This window comes from Acinetobacter sp. Li1LvA2, assembly GCF_056156705.1.
Genome location: NZ_JBSICF010000002.1, coordinates 319,295 through 338,978 on the forward strand (window position 1 = coordinate 319,295; position 19,684 = coordinate 338,978).

The following is a 19,684-nucleotide window of genomic DNA, read 5'->3' on the forward strand; positions in this document are numbered from 1 at the left end:
GGGACACAGGCATAACTTGCGGTTATGCCTTTAAACCTAATAGCTTTATATTTGCATATTGCTCAATCAAATTGGCATCTAACATATGGATATAGTCCATAAAAATGGTACTAAAACTTCCCATGGTTTGTGCCTGATTGGCAGCAAGTTTACCCGCAATTGCAAAATGTACGTGGGCTGAAAGCGCTGCAATGGTTGGAGTCGTTACCGCACTATATGCAGCGATTAATGCACCTAAAGCACAACCAGTTGCTGTAATTTTAGGTTGTAAGGGACTTCCACCGTTAACTTGGATAACGACATCTAGTTCTTTAGATAAAATGTAATCTGATTCACCTGAAATTGCGATACAGTCGGTATGTACTAATAGCGCGTAAGCTTGTCGATAGGCATCATCACTGCTTAGGGTACTATCAACACCTTTAGATTGAACTTGATTACCTGCAAGTGTACTGATTTCTGAAGCATTACCACGAATAACGCTCGGCTTAAACTGTAAAAGTTCATCTGTCATTTGACTGCGCCAAGCTAAAACTGGCCCATAGCCCACAGGATCAAGCACCCAGGGAATATTACTCATTTGCGCCGTTTTTGCAGAAATTTGCATAGCTTGCATTTGCTCTGAGGTGGGAGTACCTAAATTAATGCTTAAAGCTGATGAAATTTTAGTAAAACTTTCTGCTTCATAAGGATTATCAATCATGGCAGGTGAAGCACCAGAAGCGAGTAACACATTGGCTGTATAGTTAGCCGCAACGCTATTGGTAATACATTGCACAAGAGGCGTTTTTGCCTGCATGTTTTGCCAAGCTTCAATGACTTGTTCAATCAAACTAGATGTCGATGTCATATTATTATCCCTAGTCAGCTAAAGTGATATAGATTTAGTGGGTAAAATAGTGATCTTGATGCTTACATTTTTGGCAAATCAAAGAAACATAATCTGCCGCATCATAATCAACGGTTAAATCATTTGAACCACAATGCATACAACGTTTGACAGAATAAAAGTTTAAACGTGGTTCAATTTTTCGCCATGCTTTCCATACAGGTTGTACAAATATCTGTTCGTCATAACCTAAGAAACGGTTCAATAGAATGTAGCTCATTTTACTATAAGGAATATTGTGGGGACGAGGTAGCATGGAAGTTTCCCACTTCTCAGTTAATGCTCTCTCGCGATATTGTTCTAAAGTTTTCTTTAATAAGTTGGTGTTAATAAATTTATCATTACGGGGCTGTAGGGCTTTTTGCTTATAAAGATATTCGAGCGCAGTCTGTACTAGATAATAAATCTGTCCAATTGCGAGTGAATCCATTAAACGATAACAAAAGCTTTGAAAATTTGTATTGCCCGCAATTTGGATTCCCCAAGTTCGACAATAGAACTGCATAAACTGGATAATTTCTTGATAGAGCACTTGAAAAAGTACGTCTTTCACTTCGTCTGCACTGCGAAAAGGAATTCCTGCACTTAAATTTTCATAAAACCAGTTGCGTAGCTGTTGAGCCACACTAAATAAACTTGGATCGCTATAACCATCTAAACGAATATTTAAGTGAAAACACTGTGGATCATCAGTTTGATCATTTGCATTCAAAATTCCATCTTTATGCAACTGTTTAATTAAATAGCTCTGAAACATCCAGTTAGGGGTGATGTGATGGTATTTAACTTTGTCCCAATGAATATATTCATCATGAGTAATCTCTTCACGCGCATATTCATCTAAAAGACTCAGCAAGAAAAGTTTATGTAAGAAGCTAAGCTGTTCCAGACTGCGTTGTGGCTGCTCTTTTGACTTAAATTGGCGTTGTTCTTGTAAGCGGGTTTGTTGTACAAGCTTTTTACGTTGTTTTGTACACTGATCACAGTGGCAAGTCATTCTTTCATCTTTAAATACGCGATGCTGACAATGACTGCATTCATGAAATTGAACGTCTTGTTCAAATTGCTCGGCATTTACCCAGTACATTGAAGCTTGGCAGAGAGGACAATGGCTACTTTCATCCAGTTGTTTCTGTAGAATTTGTAAGGCCATTTTGCTCCGAACATAAAATGAAAAATGATGGGGCTATTATACACAGCCGTACAGTGTATGGCTGAGATTGCAAGTTCCGTTTGTTGTCAAAATAAAAAGACCTAAAATCTATGTGAGAATTTTAGGTCTTCATCTCGAGTTAAATTGTTGATTAAACAGGGCACGGCAAATTCTCATCATTCTGTCCAAGTTTTTTGGCATTAATAAGTGCCTGTACTTTTTTACTTGGTAATTTTACTTTGCCTAGTGCATCGTAAGTATTCACAATGGAGCTAACCTCCTGAGTCGTCATAGAGATACCTTCCGCAGTTAAGAACACTGCAATCACATTGTGATCGAGTCCTGCTGCGTGTAAATCATGAATCGCTTTAATATTTTCTAAACGATGAAAATGTGCTTTTAATTCCATATTGACACCTCTTGCTCTTATTGAAATACCCATATTGGTCTATTTAAATAGGCAAGAACCATGCCCAAAATGTAAGCTGACTCTAAAAAATGTTAAAAGCTAAAGGTGTTTTATTTTTATTGTATAGATTGCTTATATAAACAACGATTATCGTAAATTTGGTCTAATCTGTGCTAATAAAACCAGATTCTAATTTGAAATGTATCAATGAAGTCCCATTAATTTTATAAAGGTAAGCAAATACAGTATGTATGACTTGGCGTATGATATTTCATGGCGACTCATACTGCCGTTTTAGACGAGTATATAAGGAATAAAGATGAATATTGCGGCGCAGCCTCCAGTTCAGGCAGATCAAACAGTTTATTTAAAAGATTATCAAAAACCTGCGTTTTTAGTTGAATCAATTAATCTTGATATTCAAGTATATGACGATAAAACAATTGTTGATTCAACATTGGTGATGAAGCGCCAAACTGAAGGCGATCTGGTTTTACTTGGTCGTGATCTTGAGTTGCAATCTGTTCAGTTAAATGGACAAATTCTTACTTCTGCACAATATTCACTCGATAGTGAGCAATTGGTGATCACTAACGCACCAGCTGAAGTCATTTTACAAACACAAGTCATTATTCATCCTGAAACCAATACTCAATTAGAAGGTTTATATAAAGCCGATGAGTTGTTTGTAACCCAAAACGAACCAGAAGGTTTCCGCAAAATTACGTTCTATCCAGACCGTCCAGACGTACTTTCAGTCTTTACTACACGTGTAGAAGCAGACAAAAAATATCCAGTGTTACTTGCCAATGGTAATTTGCTAGAAACAGGTGAAGTTGGCGAAAACCGTCACTTTGCGATCTGGCAAGACCCGACTAAAAAACCAAGCTATTTATTTGCTTGTGTCATTGGTGATTTAGCTGTTCTTAAAGATCGTTATACGACGTCTGAAGGGCGTGATGTTGCTTTAGAAATCTATGCGATTGAGAAAGACATTCCAAAATGCCATATCGCAATGGAAGCATTAAAGCATTCTATGCGTTGGGATGAAGAACACTATGGCCGTGCCTATGACCTCGACAATTATATGATTGTTGCGGTAAGCCAATTCAACATGGGTGCAATGGAAAATAAAGGTTTAAATATCTTTAATACGTCATGTGTACTTGCTGATGAAGAATACACAACTGACGCAGCAATTATGCGTGTTCAGTCTGTGATTGCCCATGAATATTTCCATAACTGGACAGGGAACCGTATTACTTGCCGTGACTGGTTCCAACTTTGCTTAAAAGAAGGTTTAACGGTATTCCGTGATCAATCTTTCTCAGAAGATTTACAATCTGCTGCGGTTCAACGTATTGATGATGTCGCTGTGCTTAAATCTCATCAGTTCCCCGAAGATGCAGGTCCATTGTCGCATCCGCCACGTCCAGACCACTTTGTAGAAATTAATAACTTCTATACAGCGACAGTCTATGAAAAAGGTGCGGAAATTAACCGCATGATGTCGACTTTGTTGGGTAAAGAAAAATACCGTCAAGGAACCGACGAATATTTCCGCCGTCATGATGGCCAAGCCGTGACTGTAGAAGACTGGGTTGCTGCTTTAACAGCGGGTTCTGGCGTAGATTTATCTGCATTCTTAACTTGGTATAACCAACCAGGTACACCAAAGCTTGAAGCAAAAGGTGAATATGATGCAGCAGCACAAACTTACCGTTTAAGCTTTAAACAAAGCCTGAAAGCACATCCTAAATACCCAAATTTAAAAGCTGTTCCAATTCCTGTGGCTTTAGCTTTATTTAATGCGAAAACAGGTGAGCAATATACATTGCACAGTGAGAGCCTATTCGTAAACGATGTTAAAGATGGCGTTTACTTGTTCGATCAAGATGAGGCAAGCATTGAATTTACTGGCGTGACTGAGCAACCAGTGGTGTCTCTACTTCGTAATTTCTCTGCGCCTGTAAATCTTGTGTTTGATTATACCGATGAAGAATTAGCATTCTTAATTCAGCACGAAACGAATGGTTTTAACCAGTGGCAAGCCACCCAAACCTTGCTTGAACGTATCTTGCTAGAAGACCATTCAGCAGATGCTTACATTCAAGCGATTCAAAGCACTTTACCTGAGTTAGTGGGTCGTGACCCGCTTTTAGCATCGCGTTTGTTTGATGTACCAAGTGAAGGTTATTTGGGTAGTCGTATTGATCAGAACTATGCACCATCTGATATTCATGTCAAACGTGAAGCCTTGCTGAATCGTTTGGCACAAGAGTTAGGTTCATTCTGGAAAGATACTTACCTTACACTTGACCCAGATCTGCAAAAAGAATTTTCTTTGGCAATGGGGGTGCGTGCATTAAAGAACATTATGCTGATGATGATGGCTCGACAGGGCGATCAAACTGCATTTGAACTTGCACACGTGCAATATCAAAACACTGGTAATATGTCTGAACGCTTAGGGGCGTTACGTGTATTGGTTTGGCAAAATGCACCTCAAGCTCAAGATGTACTTGCTGATTTCTATGACCGTTTTAAAGATGAAGCTTTATCTTTAGATCAATGGTTCATGATTCAGGCAGCAAACCCACATGCGACAGCAGAAACAATCGAGTACCTGACTCAACATCCTGACTATGATTTAACAACTCCAAACCGTATTCGCGCGGTAAGTGGAGGGTTATCAAATAACCCTGAAAACACTTGGGGCTTTGGTGTAGCTCACTTTATTAACCTTGCACAATATCTTGATGAAAAGAACCCAATTTTAGGTTCACGTCTGTTACAGGTATTGTCACGTTGGTACACACTTGCGGAACCGCAACGTACTCACGTGCAACAGGCTTTACAAGCATTGCAACCTAAAGTGAAATCGAAAAACGTTTCTGAAACTTTAAATAGTATGTTAAGCGTTTAATTATTTAAATTTACTAAATAAAGGCTTCTTAAGAGGCCTTTGTTTTTTATATATTTAATAGCTATTTAACGCTTAAAATAAACAAAACTATCGTTGTTGTAGTTCATGTGTAGCTCTAAATTTTATCATTTTGTTGTTGTATAAATTATAATATTTAATAGTTTTTTGAAGATGTACCTTTAAGAAATAATATAAAATGAAAATTAAAGAGATAAATAATATAAAAATAAATAAATTAAGAAATAGTATCTAATTTTTTAAGATGAGCTGAATCCTGTAATATTTATTTAAATTTAACTTAATATTTTTTCTAATAATTTTATTAAAATAAGTTTAATCATATATTTAGGTTTTGTAAATATTGTTTTTTTGTATCCATAGGGGAAGTTTAGGTAACTTTGTTTTATCGATTGGAAATAAAAATAATAACGTGAACATGCATTTTATTTATTTTTATGTATTATGATGAAAAGTAGATAAAAAAATAAGCTTTAAAAAAGCAGTCAAATAAAAATGATTGTAAGAATAAGGGTTAAATTTTTTATATCTATTAATTCGACAATTTAGTTTAAAAGGTTTTGGCCATGAAAAAGACTTTTTTTTATTTATCAGCAGTTGTTGCGGGAGTATTTTCTCTCAATGCAGCACATGCAGCTACAGCAACCGGTACATTAACTGTTAAGGCAACCGTAACGAATAGTTGTGTCTTAAATACCTCTGCAACCGGAACGACAACAAATGCAGTTTTAGACTTCGGTACTTTAAGTTCACTGACTAGTAATGTCGATGCTGATACCACCACGACAGGTGGTACCTCAATTAAAGTCCTTTGTAATAATACTGTGCCATGGACTTTGTCATTTGATGGTGGTCAAAATGTTTTATCAACCCAACGACGTATGATCGGTGGAGCCACTAGCGATGAATATATTCCTTACAACCTTTTCTCAGACACAGGACGTGCCACTGCAATAGGTATTGCAACGACTGCCTACAGTGGGACTGCGACTGGTAATGTTCAGACAGTGAACGTCTATGGCCGTATTCCTGCTGGTACAACTTTGCCAAGCGCAGGTAGTTATGTTGATAGTGTAACTGTAACAGTAACTTATTAATTTGTATGAATTAAAAATACATTAGCCCTTTTAAAAGGGCTAATACATTAAAAAGTCATATTTGAGCAAATTATGAAAAAAAATATTTTTATTATTACGGGATTATTCTTATCTTTATCTAGCTCTATTAACGCCGCGACAATCCGTCTTTCGCCTGTGAATGTAGAAATATTAAGTAATCAAAATGCTGCTTCAATTAGTTTATATAACCAGTCAAATGAAAGTACTGATTTGCAGATTCGCGTATTTGAATGGACTCAAAAAAATGGACAAGATCAGTTAACACCTACAGATGAGATTGCCATTAGTCCACCATTTTTAAAATTACAGTCTAATGATTCTTATAACTTACGTGTAGTCAGAATTAATCCAGCACCTGTTTCTGGTGAAAAAACTTATCGTATTATTATCGATGAGCTACCAAAACCAGTTGATAGCCGTAAAGCCGCTCAGGGCGTAAATGTATTACTGCGCTCATCCTTACCCGTATTTGTAGTCAATAAAGATGCCATTACCAAATTGAATTGGAAAATTGATACAAATCAGGAAGCACCTTCCTTAAATATTAGTAATATTGGAAATCGGCATGCACTTTTAAATAATTTAATGCTTGTTGATACAACAGCGAATAAAAGTTACCCCATTAAAGTAAATACCGTAAATGGTTATATCCTTGCGGAGCAATCGCGAAGTTACTCGATTAGTAACTTTACCTATCAACCAAATCATAAATACAGCGTATCTCTAACAGTTAATGGTAAGAAAACCACACTTTAAGAGGCTTATATGAAATACATTATAGGTGTCTTATGTGTTACGTATTTTCCTGCATATTCTTTTGCCGAACAGTTACAAGATCATACGAATACTGCAGTTCCCAGTGTTCCTAAATCTGTTGGTAGTAATAATAAATATACACAATTAGAGACGAATGAGCAGGATCAAGATGTTAATTTCATTAAATTATTTTTAAATGTTTCTATTAATTCTAATGCCTCTGAAGACTTAGTTGCTGCGAAGCAATCTAAGGATGGAAAACTATATATTCGTTCAGGTGCCTTAAAAACTTTAAGAGTGAAAATGGATGAGTACATTCCTGATAGCGAATGGTTGTGTATTAATGAACTAAAAGGAATCCGGTTCAAATATCTAGAGAATGAACAGGCTCTAAATTTACAAGTTCCATCGAACATGTTGACGGGTTACTCAGTCGATTTAAGCGGCCAGCAGGCTACTAGCCAACATTTGCTGAAAATGAAGCCCTTAAACGCGGCTATTCTGAACTACAGTCTGTATAACACCGTAACCAATGATGAGAATGTTTTTTCAGGTTCGGCAGAAGGGATCTTTAACAGCGCAATCGGTAACTTTTCTTCGGGTGTTTTATACAACGGTAGTAATGAAACGAGTTATAGCCATGAAAAATGGGTGCGCTTGGAGAGTAAGTGGCAGTACGTAGATCCAGAAAAGATCAGGATATATACCTTAGGGGACTTTATTTCCAATAGTTCTGACTGGGGTAGCAGTATACGTTTGGCGGGTTTTCAATGGTCGAGTGCTTATACTCAACGAGGTGATATTGTCACTTCAGCATTCCCACAATTTTCTGGCTCAGCCGCACTTCCTTCAACTTTAGATTTATACGTTAACCAACAAAAGATTTATTCAGGCCTTGTGCCATCAGGTCCATTTGACATTAAACAGCTCCCGTTTATTTCAGGTAATGAAGTCACACTTGTGACCACCGATGCAACGGGTCAGCAGAGCATTACCAAACAGGCTTACTATTTTTCATCCAAAATTTTGGCAAAAGGCATTAACGAATTCTCAGTAGATGTCGGTGTTCCACGCTATAACTACGGACTGTTTTCCAACGATTATGATGATGCCACTTTTGCTTCGGGTGCGATTCGATATGGCTACAGCAACTCGCTGACCTTAAGCGGTGGTGCAGAGGCTTCAACAGATGGCCTATCAAATCTAGGCACTGGTTTTGCCAAGAACCTGTTTGGTTTTGGGGTGATTAATGCTGATATTGCAGCGAGTCAGTATAAAGATGAAAACGGTTATTCTGCTCTAGTGGGTTTAGAAGGACGCATTAGTAAGAATATTTCGTTTAATACCAGCTACCGCAAAGTGTTTGATAATTACTTTGACCTTGCCCGTGTGTCTCAAGTTCGATATTTAAAAGATAACCAGATGACTCCTGAACCACAGAACTATCTGAGCTACAGTGCGCTGGCAGATGAGATTTTTAGGGCAGGCATTAACTATAATTTTTACGCAGGCTATGGTGCTTATCTGGGCTATAACCAGATCAAATATAGCGACAACTCTAATAAATTAGTGTCTGCCAATTTAAGCGGAAGCCTGAACAAAAACTGGGGCTTTTATGCATCAGCGTATAAAGATTATGAACACCAAAAAGACTATGGCATTTACTTTGCGCTGCGTTATACACCATCTACCCGAATCAATGCGATTACAAGTGTATCTAATGATGGTGGCAGGCTGAGTTACCGTCAAGAAATATTCGGCTTATCAGAACCACAAATCGGTTCATTTGGATGGGGAGGTTATGTTGAGCGCGATCAGGATGCGAATCAAAACAATGCATCGGTCTATGCTTCTTACCGTGCTCGTGCAGCTTACCTAACTGGTCGATACAACCGAATTGGGGATAACGACCAAGTTGCACTTTCAGCCACAGGATCATTGGTTGCGGCAGCAGGGCGAATTTTTGCGGCTAATGAAATTGGTGAGGGCTATGCAGTTGTGACCAATGCTGGGCCGAAGAGTCAGATTATAAATGGCGGGGTAAATTTAGGCGTAACCGATAATTCTGGAAGATTTCTGATTCCAAGCCTCATGCCATATAAGGAAAACCATATTTATTTAGATCCATCGTATCTACCTTTGAATTGGAGCGTGAAGTCTACAGATCAGAAAACAGTGGTGGGTTATCGCCAAGGTGGTCTTATTGACTTTGGTGCTCATCAGGTCATTTCTGGATTAGTCAAACTTGTTGATGCAAACAATTCACCGTTATTACCAGGTTATACGGTTCATATTAATGGTCAGCAAGATGGTGTAGTTGGCTACGACGGTGAAGTATTTATTCCAAACCTATTAAAGCAAAATAAACTTGAAGTCGATCTTTTGGATCATGGCTCATGCCAAGTTGACTTCACATATAACAGTAATCAGTACTCAACTAAGAAATTGGGACCTTATATATGTCATTAAATATTATGAATAAGGCTCAAATAGAGAGCTATAAGAAATTTTCATTGTCTTTAAAATACTTTATAGGCATTTGCTTATTTTATCTCGTTTATGCTTTTTTTAGTCCAGCACATGCTGCTTGTACAGTAAGCGGAACTACTAATAGTACTTTTACCTACACTGCAGCAAATATTAATAGTGATGCAACTGTAAACCTTTCAGGCACAATTACTTGCACGAATTTAGGACTTCCCCAGATTTCTAATTTCATGTGTATGAAAACCGTATTTACGGGAACCACAAATGCAATTAACAATGTTTCATTACCTTACACGGTAACCGGAATTGTAGGTGGAGCGGGGTCTTCTACCAATAATCTAACCTCTAATGTGTGGTATGGACCAGTAGCAACAATCGCATCAAATAATATTGTGAGTTACTCAGTAAATGTGAAAGTACCAGCTCGAACGGGATCACTCATTGCCTATCCTAAAGGAACATATACGGCTTCGGTTCGGTTGTATTGGGATATGGATCTTTTGGGTTTGTCATGTGGTGATTTACTTGGTGGCTGGGATTCAGGCGATACACTGCTAACAGCAAATTTTGTGGTTCCAAGTCTGTGCCAATTAAACTCGACCTCGACTGTAGATTTCGGCAATATAAATGATATTAGCCTAACCAAGCGTGATTACACAGCACAAGGAGCTGTAAATTCGACTTGTAATTATGGAACGCCATATAGCATTTATTTAGGAGATGGAAACAATCGTATAGCGGGTGGATTTAGACGTATGATTAATAGCAATAATGAATTTATTCCCTACCAGTTATATAAAGACTCCAACTATAGTACGGTTTGGGATGCTACAGGAGGCGTGACTAATGTTGGAGGGGCGGGTGGAGTGTCTGGCACAGGAACAGGTAGCGCTCAAACTACGCCAGTCTATGGAAAAATTCCGCAAGGTACTTCCATTGCAAGTACACCAGGCACTTATTCTGATAGTGTTGTTGTTACGGTGACTTATTAATTTATCAAATATACGCGGTTCTATTTTAGTCGCATGGTTCCGCGTAATTTCAATTATATTCATTAAAAATGGCTAAACATAAAATGATATAAATCAATTAATTTTGGCATTTTAAAACTTATTCGTCATTAAAAATGGTTTGATTTAAAAATACATTCTGTATATTTATTGATTAGTTCTAAAAAAGAACTAGTTGGCTAAATAGGCAATTAAAATAAAGGTGAACTAATGTCGGATATTATTTTGCATCAATGGGAAATTTCCCCATTTTGTCAGAAAGTTTCAAGAATTTTGAAATTTAAAGGAATCTCATTTGAAACAGTGAACTATAACGGCATTCTGGGGGCTAAAGTTCCTTTACTCAGTAAAGTGGGCAAGGTACCTGTAATTGACCATAATGGACAGCGGATTCAAGACAGTACTCGAATTGCCCGCTATCTAGAAGAAACTTATCCAGATACACCACGGCTTTATCCAGAAGATCCAAGCCAAAAAGCACTTGCAGAGCTGTGGGAAGACTGGGCAGATGAATCTCTTTATTTCTTTGAAGTCTATTTACGCGTAAATGACCCAGAAGCTCTAAAAGAAGCCATTCGTATTAGCAGCGTAGGCCGCCCAGCGTATGAAAGACCAATGGTAAAAGGATTTATTTTAGCCGAGTTAAAAACACAGCTTTTCTTTCAAGGTCTAGGTCGAATGAAAGCTGAAAATGTTGAAGCAGAGTTTAGAAGACACCTCGACCGTATCGAACAAGTTTTATCGCAAAGTGAATGGCTAGTTGGAGACTCTCAGACCATTGCCGACATTGCTGTGGTCGCTCAACTTGGTGAAGTGGTACGCACAAGCAAAAAATTTAGTAAAGAAATTTTGGATCGTCCGTTTATTGCTTTATGGTATAAAAAACAAACAGGGTGAAATGACCATGACATTAGCAACACCAGATAAAAAATTAGATTGTGCAGTTGTCATTGGCGTTGGGGCATTACAAGGTATTGGCGCAGCAGTCTGCCATCGCTTTGCAAAAGAAGGTTTAAAAGTTTATGTCGCTGGGCGTACTTTCCAGAAAATTGAAGCAGTGGCTGCCGAAATTCATTCGAAAGGTGGAGACGCAGTTGCATTTCGCCTAGATGCAGAGGATATAAAACAAGTACAAGCTTTGTTTGACACAATCACTAGTCAAAATGAGCGTATTACTGCTGTCATTCATAATGTGGGGGGAAATATTCCCTCAATCTTTTTAAGAAGTCCACTGTCATTTTTTACGCAAATGTGGCAATCCACTTTTTTATCAGCTTATTTAGTTTCTCAAAGCTGTCTGAAAATCTTTAAAGATCAAAACCACGGTACGCTTATTTTTACAGGTGCGAGCGCTTCTTTGCGAGGGAAACCTTTTTTCGCAGCTTTTACCATGAGTAAATCAGCTTTGCGGGCTTATGCACTCAATCTAGCTCAAATTTATAAATCACAAGGCATACATATTGCTCATGTGATTATTGATGGAATGGTCGATGGCGATAGGGTAAATAAAGCATTATTTGGTCTGGGGCGGTTAGCCCGACTTACACGTGGCACAGGTGGCCTCAATATTGATGCCATTGCAGAAAACTATTGGATGCTTTACCAACAAACGCCGAAGCTTTGGACACATGAACTCGATTTACGCCCTTACCAAGAAAAATTTTGAGAGAGACGAAAATGCTAAAAAAAATATGTCAGAGATTTCAAAAAAAGCAGGGCTGTGTTGTCGTTGCTGGTCATGATTTACATCTAATCGAGCGTGATTTTGTAGTTCTAGATAAAAACGCACAATTTCCATTACACCTTTATCAAGTTGTGCATGATTCAGCTGTGCAAAAAATCCAAGTTCACTCCATCAACGATGGCGTAACAGCAGTTCATTTGAACTTAGTAAATGCAGATCATTTAAAAAGCTTGGTGCGTTATATTTCCAATCAAAGACATACAATTGAACTCTGTGTGTTTCAGCCGAATTTTTCATCTTCGCCCAATATTGAGGCTTTATCTTTAGAAGAGATTGAACACAATTGGCAGACCACAGGTTTAAGTGCGGTGAGTGTGGCGCAAGCTGTGATTAAGCCGATGTTAAAGCAGCAGCGGGGCACTGTTATTTTTCTTGGCGCGCCATTTAACAACTCGACTCATTATGATGTGTTAAGCCAGAGCATGTTTGCGGGTATTCGTGCTTTAGCGCAGTCATTAGCTAGAGAGTTTCATCCTAAAGGCATTCATATTAGCTATTGCATGGTTGAAAAATGGGATGGACAGAGCCAGCATTTTATTTCATCTGTTAAGCAAGTGTGCCAACATATCTATCAGCAGCCTGATTCGGCGTGGAGCCAAGAACTCAGCCTATCTTGAAATTTTACTTTCGCATGTTGTTAAAATACAGTACTGATCTGGAATGACGACAGAACAATAATTTCGATAGGTATTTACATGACAAAAATTAAGAGTGCTCAGCCAGCTGTTAAAGTGGTTTGTACGTTGGCAGTTTTCATGTGTGTTTCTTTATTAGCGCAAGCATATGAATATGATCAAACTGCTCGTTTAATTAACGAGCGTTTATCTTATATGAAAGATGTCGCGGGTTATAAAGCAGAACAGCATTTGCCGATTGAAGATTTAACTCAAGAAAAGAAAGTTCTTGATCAATCACTTTCTGAAGCTGATTCTTTTGGCCTAAATAGTGAAACAGTTAAGCCATTTATTGTGACTCAAATGAATGTTGCCAAAGCAATTCAGTACCGATATCGCGCAGACTGGTTGTCGAGTCCAGAAACCAATTGGAAACCGCAAGATTTAGCCGAAGTACGTTTAAAAATTAGTACACTAAATACTGAGCTTTTAAAAAATATTGCCTATGAACTTAAAAAAAATAATAACAAAGCACCTCATAGCTGTAGCTATATGTGGTCTGTACAGCATCCTCAACTTAAGGAGGCCGATAAAAAAGTTTTATGTATGACATTAAATAAAATTAAATTAAAACAATAGGTTTATAAAGCAGGGCATATAGATTGCTGATTCAATCCAGATTAAATCAGCAATCTCTTCAAGCTTAAATTTGTAGAACAGACGTCGGATGAGTGCGGAAATACTTTAAAGGATAAACGCTTTTAGCTTAAAAGCGTTTATAACTGTTTTTTCATTTATTGAGTAATCAGTAAAACAGCGAGAATAAAAAAGATACAGCCACTGATTTTATTTAATCTGGCAAAGTTATTTCCAGACAGCATTTTTTCTTTAAAAATTGAAGAAAAATTAGCGTATACCAAATGAATTAAGAACCCGATTAGGCAAAAAGTTAAAGAAAGTATTAAAAATTGGTTTATTATTTTTTCTTTTATATCAATAAATTGTGGAAATAAGGCAATAAAGAAAACAATCGTTTTTGGGTTAAGAAGTGACGCGAATAATCCTTGATAGAATAATTTAGATTTACTTACCGCTTTTTCACTTTTTTCAGTGTCTAATAAATCTTGAGAAGGTGATGTTTTTACAAAGTTTTTATAGCCTAGATACATTAAATAAAATGCACCAACAAATTTTAATACAGTAAAAATAGTGGGATTACTGGTAATGATTAAACCCACTCCACTCGCCGAAATGACCGCAATGACAAACATGCCAATAATTAACCCAATAATTCCAAATAGGGCTGTACGAACTCCGTAATTGATTGAGTTTGTAACTGTAAATAAAACGCCAGGGCCTGGGCTAGATAGCGTAAGAAAGGCAATTGTTATGAAAACTAGTAAACCACTCACTTAATATATCCTTTTAAAAATGAATTATTTAAATTAAAAAAGCCTTCTGATGTCCCTCAGAAGGCTTTTAGTTTTATGCGCTTGCCAATTCTTTAACTGAATCTAAAGTAGTTTTGTCTCTCACCTCAAAGGCAACAAGACCTTTCCAATTGTGGCGGTTAATTGTTTCGATAAAGTCAGAATAATTTACAGTACCGCGACCAATACTAAAGTGTTGATCTTGTTCACCATTATTATTGCTAAAAGAAATACCTTTAATTTTGTCATGGTATTTGTCTACCACAGCAACTGGGTCACCTTCACCCACATTTGCGTGTCCTGCATCTAAGAAGAAATAGACATTTTTATGATCAATTTTATTAAAAACATAATCGTATTCTTCCATGTGAGTAAATACATAATGGAAAGGGCGATAGTTTTTATAATTTGATAAATTCTCTAAATAAATATCAACTGATTTTTCAGCTGCATATTCAGCTAATTCTTTAACAGATAAAATATAGTTATCGAGAGCTTTTTGTTTAGCCAATACAATTTTCTTTGGTTCTACAATACCACCACCGTGAATAACTAAAGGTGCCCCAATTTTTGCGGCAATATCAATTTCTTTTTTAACATATACAACGGCTGCTTCTCGTAAATAATCAACATCGCTACCTAATGGTGCTTTGAAGTTACCATGGAAAATAGGTTGTACATTATATTTTTTGATTAAGCTATTTAGATTTTCGATTCGTTCAGAAGACCAGTCTGGAACCATTTCCCCATGTAAACTTCCATCCACATACCAATGGGTGCAACCATCGTTAAATGCTCTAAGAATACCTTCTTCAGCTGGCAAATACTGCTGATGGGCAATCCCAGAAGCAAAGTTAAGGTAATTATTCATTAAAGGCGAAGTCATTGTTATGTTCCTGATTTATTAATGATATTTTGGGTGTAATTATTTATTCACTCGTTACCCAGCCGACATCTTATTTTTATTTCGCCACAAAAACATTAGACTAAAGTATAATATATTTAAGAAGGGTATATGTTTATACAGACAGATCTGTATATTGCATAATTTATCAAAATATTTAGGCTCGGCCTTTAAAATATTCTTTTTGGATTCGTTAGATATACTCAAAAATAACTGGTTTTTAATATATATAGTTACTAATTATTATTATTTAAATTTTACCGATTTTTTCTTATTAGCATTATATTACAGATTTTACTCTGTATGTTTAATAGGCTAATGAAAAATTTAATTGTTTGATGGTTCGAATTACATACATTATATAAATAATAATATTATCTAATAAAGTTGAATTACTAAATTGTAGTTTGAATTTTAATCATTATTGATTTCACTCTATAATGATTAAATTTAAAACTATCCTAAATAGAGGCTGATCTGTTATAGATTTCCTCTTTATTCAATACCAACGACAGTTGTGATGTAGCTAGTGGTTAAAAGAATAGCTAGGCCTAAAGTCATTTCAAATAAAATGGCATAACCCAACTGATTTGCAAATTTTGAATATTGTAAGCGAGGGGTGAAATACCATTTGTTAAAGGCAGCTAGCAGCAAAATACCTAGAATAAAAAGTAGTTTTATAATGAATCCGTGACCATAAGAAGTATTGAGCAACGTATTGAAATCTTTAAGCAAAAGCAGGGCAATACTGGCACCGCAGGCAAGTAAGGTTCCGACAATAACGGCTGCAATCTTTCCAAAAAGATGCATACGCTCTTTTAAAGGTAAGCCCTTAATTATTTTGCTTGTTTTCCATAGCGGGTAGAGCGACCCCATCCATAAAGACATTGCCAATACATGTGTTGACAGTAAAATTTGGGCAAATAAGGGTAAATTGGTGACATGACCTAATTGAGAAAAACTGAAAACAATGGGCGTTAATAGTAGCGCGAAAATTGTTCCTTCAATTTTAGAAATCTGGCTAGTTCCACTGCTTAATTTTATGAGCATCAAGAACAATAAAAGCAGAAAACCGATTGATCGAATGATATGGGCATGCCCAGTAGGGGTACTTATGAGTATGGTTATATAATTACTATTCCACATGCCTGAAAGGCCAGTATTGGCAAAACTACCAATCAGAATAAAGAAACCCAAAACACTTGAGATTAGTCCTAACCCTGCACCGATAGTGATGTATTTGATAATAATTCTTTTAATTTCTACATAGTGACCAAGCAAGAAATAGCAGAAAGCACCCCCAATAACAAAAGAGACGCCTAGATATAAAAAGACTTTAATTAACCATGTGGCATATATCCAAATTTCAGAAATCATATTTTTTCTCTAGTTAGGTCAACATGCTATAAAGCAAATAGCATGTTGATCATGATTTTTTATTTTTCTGGTTTATTTAATTGTGAAGTTGTATTCGCCACTCATGTTATGACCATCGGCTCCCATTGTGGTCCAGACTACGGTATATTTTCCTTTCTTCAGGTTAGGTACAGCGAATTTAAATGATTTTTTTAAATCATGACTGACTTGGTAATTTAAAGGGATATCTGTACGTTGAGCATCAAGTAACTTGACGTTCATTAACATAACTTCGCCACCAAAATTAAGCGTTATATTTTTAGGTTGGCTTACGACTACAGCATTAATGCTGGGGCTTGCGCTTTCAAGGCTGACATGTGCGAATACATTTGAAGCAGCAACAACTAGAGTCGCTCCTACTAAAACGTTTCGTAGAGCAGTCATCTTATTGTGAAAAAACTTCATGTTGTTATCCTCGTAAAACGAATATTTGATTCAGTCATGACCAAATTAAAATAAAGAACGTGCTTTAATGGTCACACGCTTTGTAGATCTATTATTCAAGATAGAGAGAAACGGGGGGATGACTTCAAAATTACATTTTTGTCATTTTTAAAATTTCAGCATGCAGCAGCCATTAAAGCTATTTTTGTTTTGGTAATATTTTCTAGTTAGACCACTTACATACTTCAATTCAATATTTGAATGAATACGCGAAATCAGAAATAGAGTTATTTTTTAAATATAATTTTAAAAATTATTTGTCCCTCAGCGTAGCTAGCTTGAATTGTAGCGCCATGTACATCAAGAATAGATTTGGTAATTGCTAGGCCCAAACCTGTGCCTTCTTCAACTCGCTGTCTGGATGCATCGGTACGGTAAAAACGATCAAACAATCGAGAGAGTTGCTCTTGTGATAGGGGCGAGCTTTCATTTTGAATTGTGAGTACAGTTGTATCAATGTTCTGTTGGCATTTAATTTTGATGACCGAATCTGATTTTCCATATTTAATTGCATTTGATAAAAGATTGCTAAGTGCTCGGCGTAACATCGAAGGGTCACCTTCGACGTAACCTAGGCCAGTTTGTTGTAGTGACATTCCTTTTTCAGCAGCAATAGCATCATAAAAATCAAATAATGCAGAGACTTCTTCGACTAAATTCACTTGCTGTAAGTTTGCTATACGTAAGCCGTGTTCAGCCTTCGCAAGAAATAGCATGTCGGAGACCATTCGGGCTAAACGTTCAAACTCTTCCAAGTTAGAAAATAGAATTTCTTGATAGGTTGAGATATCTCGGTTACGCGATAAACAAACTTGGGTTTGAGTCATCAAGTTATTAATCGGTGTTCTAATTTCGTGAGCAAGATCAGATGAAAAATCCGAGAGTTTTCCTACCGCTGTTTCTAGTCGATCTAACATATCGTTAAATGCGATAGCTAGTGATCTTAGTTCAGTTGGTGTGTTGTCGACTTCTAACCGCTCGGAAAGATGCTGAGCTGAAATACCTTCGGCAACCTTTGCCATTTTTTGAACTGGACGGAGTCCTCGCCAAGCAGCAACCCAACCCAACAGCATCAAACAAATTGTACCGATAACGCCGATATATAAGAGCTGACGTCTAAAATCATTTAGAAAATGTAGGTGTTCCGATGTATCAATACCCACAATAATTCGAGCTGATGGAATAGCAGTGTTTTGATCAAAAGACTTTTTATAAACTAAGCCATGATATATTTTATTTTTAACTTTCCACTCAAGCCACAGGCCATGTTTAGATTTTACTAATGTTTTGCTGTTAAGCACGGTAGGCGCTGAGCTAAAAATAATTTGACCAGTTGGCCGCTCTATTTGCACGATTAAATCATGATGTCCCACTAAGGCATCTTTTAAATATACGTTTAATTCAGATGGGTTTTGATAATTCTGTTCAAGCAAGTTTTCTACAAGTTGAATTTTTCCTTCTAATTGAGTTCTATCTTGAGTTTCAAAATGATGCATGACGAGTTGGTGAATGACCAATCCCATAATCATTAAGATAAGAACAGTAGAGAAAGAGAAAATAATTGCAATACGAAAACTGATCGCATTAAACAGTTTATTCGGCATCTTCAACCTCTAAAACATACCCCATTCCACGTATGTTCTGGATCAGCTTAGGAGTGAAATTACTATCAATTTTATTTCTTAAGCGTTTAATAGCGACTTCTACAACATTGGTATCACTATCAAAATTCATATCCCATATTTGAGAGGCAATGAGCGTTCGAGGTAAAATTTCTCCACGTCTTCGCATGAATAGTTCCATCAATGCAAACTCTTTAGCGGTTAAGTCAATACGTTGACCAGCTCGAGTAACACGACGCTTACGCAAATCAAGTTCAAGATCGGCAATCGTAATAAGATTGCTATCTTCTTTTTGTTGCCCACGACGGAGTAGGCTTTTTATTCTGGCAAGCAGCTCCGCAAAAGCAAAAGGTTTGACCAGATAATCATCTGCTCCGAGTTCTAAACCTTTAACCCTGTCTTCAATTTGATCACGAGCTGAAAGGAAAAGAATAGGCATGGTTTTGCCGCTTTTCCTTATATCGTTAATGATATTCCAACCATCTAACTTCGGTAACATTACATCCAGAATAATTAAGTCATATTCTTCTAAAAGAGCTTGATGTTTACCCGATAATCCATCGGTGACCCAGTCGGTAATATATCCAGCTTCAGATAGACCTTGTTTAAGGTAATCACCTGTTTTTATTTCATCTTCAACCAATAAGATTCTCATTTATAAAAAATCTCATATCATTCATTTAGAATATAATAACGTTATAAATACATGATTCGACGTAGATTACAAAAATGTCATTTTCAGGT

At 36.8% G+C, this 19,684-nt stretch carries 18 protein-coding genes; 9 read left to right on the forward strand and 9 right to left on the reverse strand.

Going from position 1 to position 19,684, the window contains the following annotated elements:
* Positions 1–22: 22 nt before the first annotated feature.
* The 3 genes from thiM to ACS604_RS06085 all read right to left on the reverse strand — a co-directional run bounded on the left by thiM (position 23) and on the right by ACS604_RS06085 (position 2,451).
* Entirely contained in the window at positions 23–850 is an 828-nt protein-coding gene (gene thiM / locus ACS604_RS06075; protein ID WP_440202373.1) for a hydroxyethylthiazole kinase, read from the reverse strand.
* Between the two features lie 34 nt (positions 851–884).
* Positions 885–2,042 carry a hypothetical protein gene (locus ACS604_RS06080; protein ID WP_474770776.1) on the reverse strand — a complete coding sequence of 386 codons (1,158 nt, stop codon included), beginning with the start codon at positions 2,040–2,042 and terminating at the stop codon, positions 885–887.
* 151 nt (positions 2,043–2,193) lie between these two features.
* Positions 2,194–2,451: a hypothetical protein gene (locus ACS604_RS06085; protein WP_474770777.1), complete on the reverse strand. Its 258-nt coding sequence runs from the start codon at positions 2,449–2,451 to the stop codon at positions 2,194–2,196.
* Positions 2,452–2,770: 319 nt separating this feature from the next.
* On the opposite strand from ACS604_RS06085, the gene pepN reads away from it, so the two are divergent.
* The 9 genes from pepN (at position 2,771) to ACS604_RS06130 (ending at position 13,763) form a co-directional block, all read left to right on the forward strand.
* The gene (gene pepN, locus ACS604_RS06090; RefSeq protein ID WP_474770780.1) at positions 2,771–5,377 is read left to right on the forward strand and encodes an aminopeptidase N; all 2,607 of its coding nucleotides are present in this window, start codon (positions 2,771–2,773) and stop codon (positions 5,375–5,377) included.
* 584 nt (positions 5,378–5,961) lie between these two features.
* A complete protein-coding gene (locus ACS604_RS06095; protein ID WP_174732942.1) occupies positions 5,962–6,492 on the forward strand; it encodes a Csu type fimbrial protein in 531 nt (176 codons plus the stop codon).
* Positions 6,493–6,564: 72 nt separating this feature from the next.
* Positions 6,565–7,269: a fimbrial biogenesis chaperone gene (locus ACS604_RS06100; RefSeq protein ID WP_151963091.1), complete on the forward strand. Its 705-nt coding sequence runs from the start codon at positions 6,565–6,567 to the stop codon at positions 7,267–7,269.
* A 9-nt stretch (positions 7,270–7,278) separates the two neighbouring features.
* Positions 7,279–9,738, forward strand: coding sequence for a fimbria/pilus outer membrane usher protein (locus ACS604_RS06105; protein ID WP_474770782.1), 2,460 nt, complete (start codon positions 7,279–7,281; stop codon positions 9,736–9,738).
* Positions 9,729–10,748 carry a Csu type fimbrial protein gene (locus ACS604_RS06110; RefSeq protein WP_151963089.1) on the forward strand — a complete coding sequence of 340 codons (1,020 nt, stop codon included), beginning with the start codon at positions 9,729–9,731 and terminating at the stop codon, positions 10,746–10,748. The genes ACS604_RS06105 and ACS604_RS06110 overlap by 10 nt, the downstream gene beginning before the upstream one ends.
* Positions 10,749–10,976: 228 nt before the next feature.
* Positions 10,977–11,663 (forward strand): glutathione S-transferase, encoded by a 687-nt coding sequence (locus ACS604_RS06115; protein ID WP_443273229.1) that lies wholly within the window; start codon positions 10,977–10,979, stop codon positions 11,661–11,663.
* Positions 11,664–11,670: 7 nt separating this feature from the next.
* Positions 11,671–12,432 carry an SDR family NAD(P)-dependent oxidoreductase gene (locus tag ACS604_RS06120; RefSeq protein ID WP_474770784.1) on the forward strand — a complete coding sequence of 254 codons (762 nt, stop codon included), beginning with the start codon at positions 11,671–11,673 and terminating at the stop codon, positions 12,430–12,432.
* 11 nt (positions 12,433–12,443) lie between these two features.
* Positions 12,444–13,127 (forward strand): SDR family NAD(P)-dependent oxidoreductase, encoded by a 684-nt coding sequence (locus tag ACS604_RS06125; protein ID WP_474770786.1) that lies wholly within the window; start codon positions 12,444–12,446, stop codon positions 13,125–13,127.
* Between the two features lie 78 nt (positions 13,128–13,205).
* Positions 13,206–13,763, forward strand: a complete 558-nt coding sequence (locus ACS604_RS06130; RefSeq protein WP_474770788.1) for a chorismate mutase — start codon at positions 13,206–13,208, stop codon at positions 13,761–13,763.
* A gap of 155 nt (positions 13,764–13,918) precedes the next feature.
* On the opposite strand, the gene ACS604_RS06135 is transcribed toward ACS604_RS06130, so the two are convergent.
* The 6 genes from ACS604_RS06135 to ACS604_RS06160 all read right to left on the reverse strand — a co-directional run bounded on the left by ACS604_RS06135 (position 13,919) and on the right by ACS604_RS06160 (position 19,595).
* On the reverse strand, positions 13,919–14,536 hold the full coding sequence (locus ACS604_RS06135) for a LysE family translocator (RefSeq protein ID WP_474770790.1): 618 nt from the start codon (positions 14,534–14,536) through the stop codon (positions 13,919–13,921).
* 73 nt (positions 14,537–14,609) lie between these two features.
* The gene (locus ACS604_RS06140; RefSeq protein ID WP_353156275.1) at positions 14,610–15,440 is read right to left on the reverse strand and encodes a sugar phosphate isomerase/epimerase family protein; all 831 of its coding nucleotides are present in this window, start codon (positions 15,438–15,440) and stop codon (positions 14,610–14,612) included.
* Positions 15,441–15,953: 513 nt separating this feature from the next.
* The gene (locus ACS604_RS06145) at positions 15,954–16,835 is read right to left on the reverse strand and encodes a copper resistance D family protein (RefSeq protein ID WP_474770793.1); all 882 of its coding nucleotides are present in this window, start codon (positions 16,833–16,835) and stop codon (positions 15,954–15,956) included.
* 72 nt (positions 16,836–16,907) lie between these two features.
* The gene (locus tag ACS604_RS06150) at positions 16,908–17,279 is read right to left on the reverse strand and encodes a copper resistance CopC family protein (RefSeq protein WP_174730863.1); all 372 of its coding nucleotides are present in this window, start codon (positions 17,277–17,279) and stop codon (positions 16,908–16,910) included.
* A gap of 266 nt (positions 17,280–17,545) precedes the next feature.
* Positions 17,546–18,922 (reverse strand): heavy metal sensor histidine kinase, encoded by a 1,377-nt coding sequence (locus ACS604_RS06155; protein WP_312823914.1) that lies wholly within the window; start codon positions 18,920–18,922, stop codon positions 17,546–17,548.
* The gene (locus ACS604_RS06160) at positions 18,912–19,595 is read right to left on the reverse strand and encodes a heavy metal response regulator transcription factor (protein ID WP_199964340.1); all 684 of its coding nucleotides are present in this window, start codon (positions 19,593–19,595) and stop codon (positions 18,912–18,914) included. Before ACS604_RS06160 ends, ACS604_RS06155 begins: the two co-directional genes overlap by 11 nt.
* Positions 19,596–19,684 lie beyond the last annotated feature (89 nt).

What these genes read in the sequence shown, in the direction of transcription:
- thiM (WP_440202373.1), bottom strand. Translation starts at nt 850, where the DNA reads ATGACATCGACATCTAGTTTGATTGAACAAGTCATTGAAGCTTGGCAA.
- ACS604_RS06080 (WP_474770776.1), bottom strand. Translation starts at nt 2,042, where the DNA reads ATGGCCTTACAAATTCTACAGAAACAACTGGATGAAAGTAGCCATTGT.
- ACS604_RS06085 (WP_474770777.1), bottom strand. Translation starts at nt 2,451, where the DNA reads ATGGAATTAAAAGCACATTTTCATCGTTTAGAAAATATTAAAGCGATT.
- pepN (WP_474770780.1), top strand. Translation starts at nt 2,771, where the DNA reads ATGAATATTGCGGCGCAGCCTCCAGTTCAGGCAGATCAAACAGTTTAT.
- ACS604_RS06095 (WP_174732942.1), top strand. Translation starts at nt 5,962, where the DNA reads ATGAAAAAGACTTTTTTTTATTTATCAGCAGTTGTTGCGGGAGTATTT.
- ACS604_RS06100 (WP_151963091.1), top strand. Translation starts at nt 6,565, where the DNA reads ATGAAAAAAAATATTTTTATTATTACGGGATTATTCTTATCTTTATCT.
- ACS604_RS06105 (WP_474770782.1), top strand. Translation starts at nt 7,279, where the DNA reads ATGAAATACATTATAGGTGTCTTATGTGTTACGTATTTTCCTGCATAT.
- ACS604_RS06110 (WP_151963089.1), top strand. Translation starts at nt 9,729, where the DNA reads ATGTCATTAAATATTATGAATAAGGCTCAAATAGAGAGCTATAAGAAA.
- ACS604_RS06115 (WP_443273229.1), top strand. Translation starts at nt 10,977, where the DNA reads ATGTCGGATATTATTTTGCATCAATGGGAAATTTCCCCATTTTGTCAG.
- ACS604_RS06120 (WP_474770784.1), top strand. Translation starts at nt 11,671, where the DNA reads ATGACATTAGCAACACCAGATAAAAAATTAGATTGTGCAGTTGTCATT.
- ACS604_RS06125 (WP_474770786.1), top strand. Translation starts at nt 12,444, where the DNA reads ATGCTAAAAAAAATATGTCAGAGATTTCAAAAAAAGCAGGGCTGTGTT.
- ACS604_RS06130 (WP_474770788.1), top strand. Translation starts at nt 13,206, where the DNA reads ATGACAAAAATTAAGAGTGCTCAGCCAGCTGTTAAAGTGGTTTGTACG.
- ACS604_RS06140 (WP_353156275.1), bottom strand. Translation starts at nt 15,440, where the DNA reads ATGACTTCGCCTTTAATGAATAATTACCTTAACTTTGCTTCTGGGATT.
- ACS604_RS06145 (WP_474770793.1), bottom strand. Translation starts at nt 16,835, where the DNA reads ATGATTTCTGAAATTTGGATATATGCCACATGGTTAATTAAAGTCTTT.
- ACS604_RS06150 (WP_174730863.1), bottom strand. Translation starts at nt 17,279, where the DNA reads ATGAAGTTTTTTCACAATAAGATGACTGCTCTACGAAACGTTTTAGTA.
- ACS604_RS06155 (WP_312823914.1), bottom strand. Translation starts at nt 18,922, where the DNA reads ATGCCGAATAAACTGTTTAATGCGATCAGTTTTCGTATTGCAATTATT.
- ACS604_RS06160 (WP_199964340.1), bottom strand. Translation starts at nt 19,595, where the DNA reads ATGAGAATCTTATTGGTTGAAGATGAAATAAAAACAGGTGATTACCTT.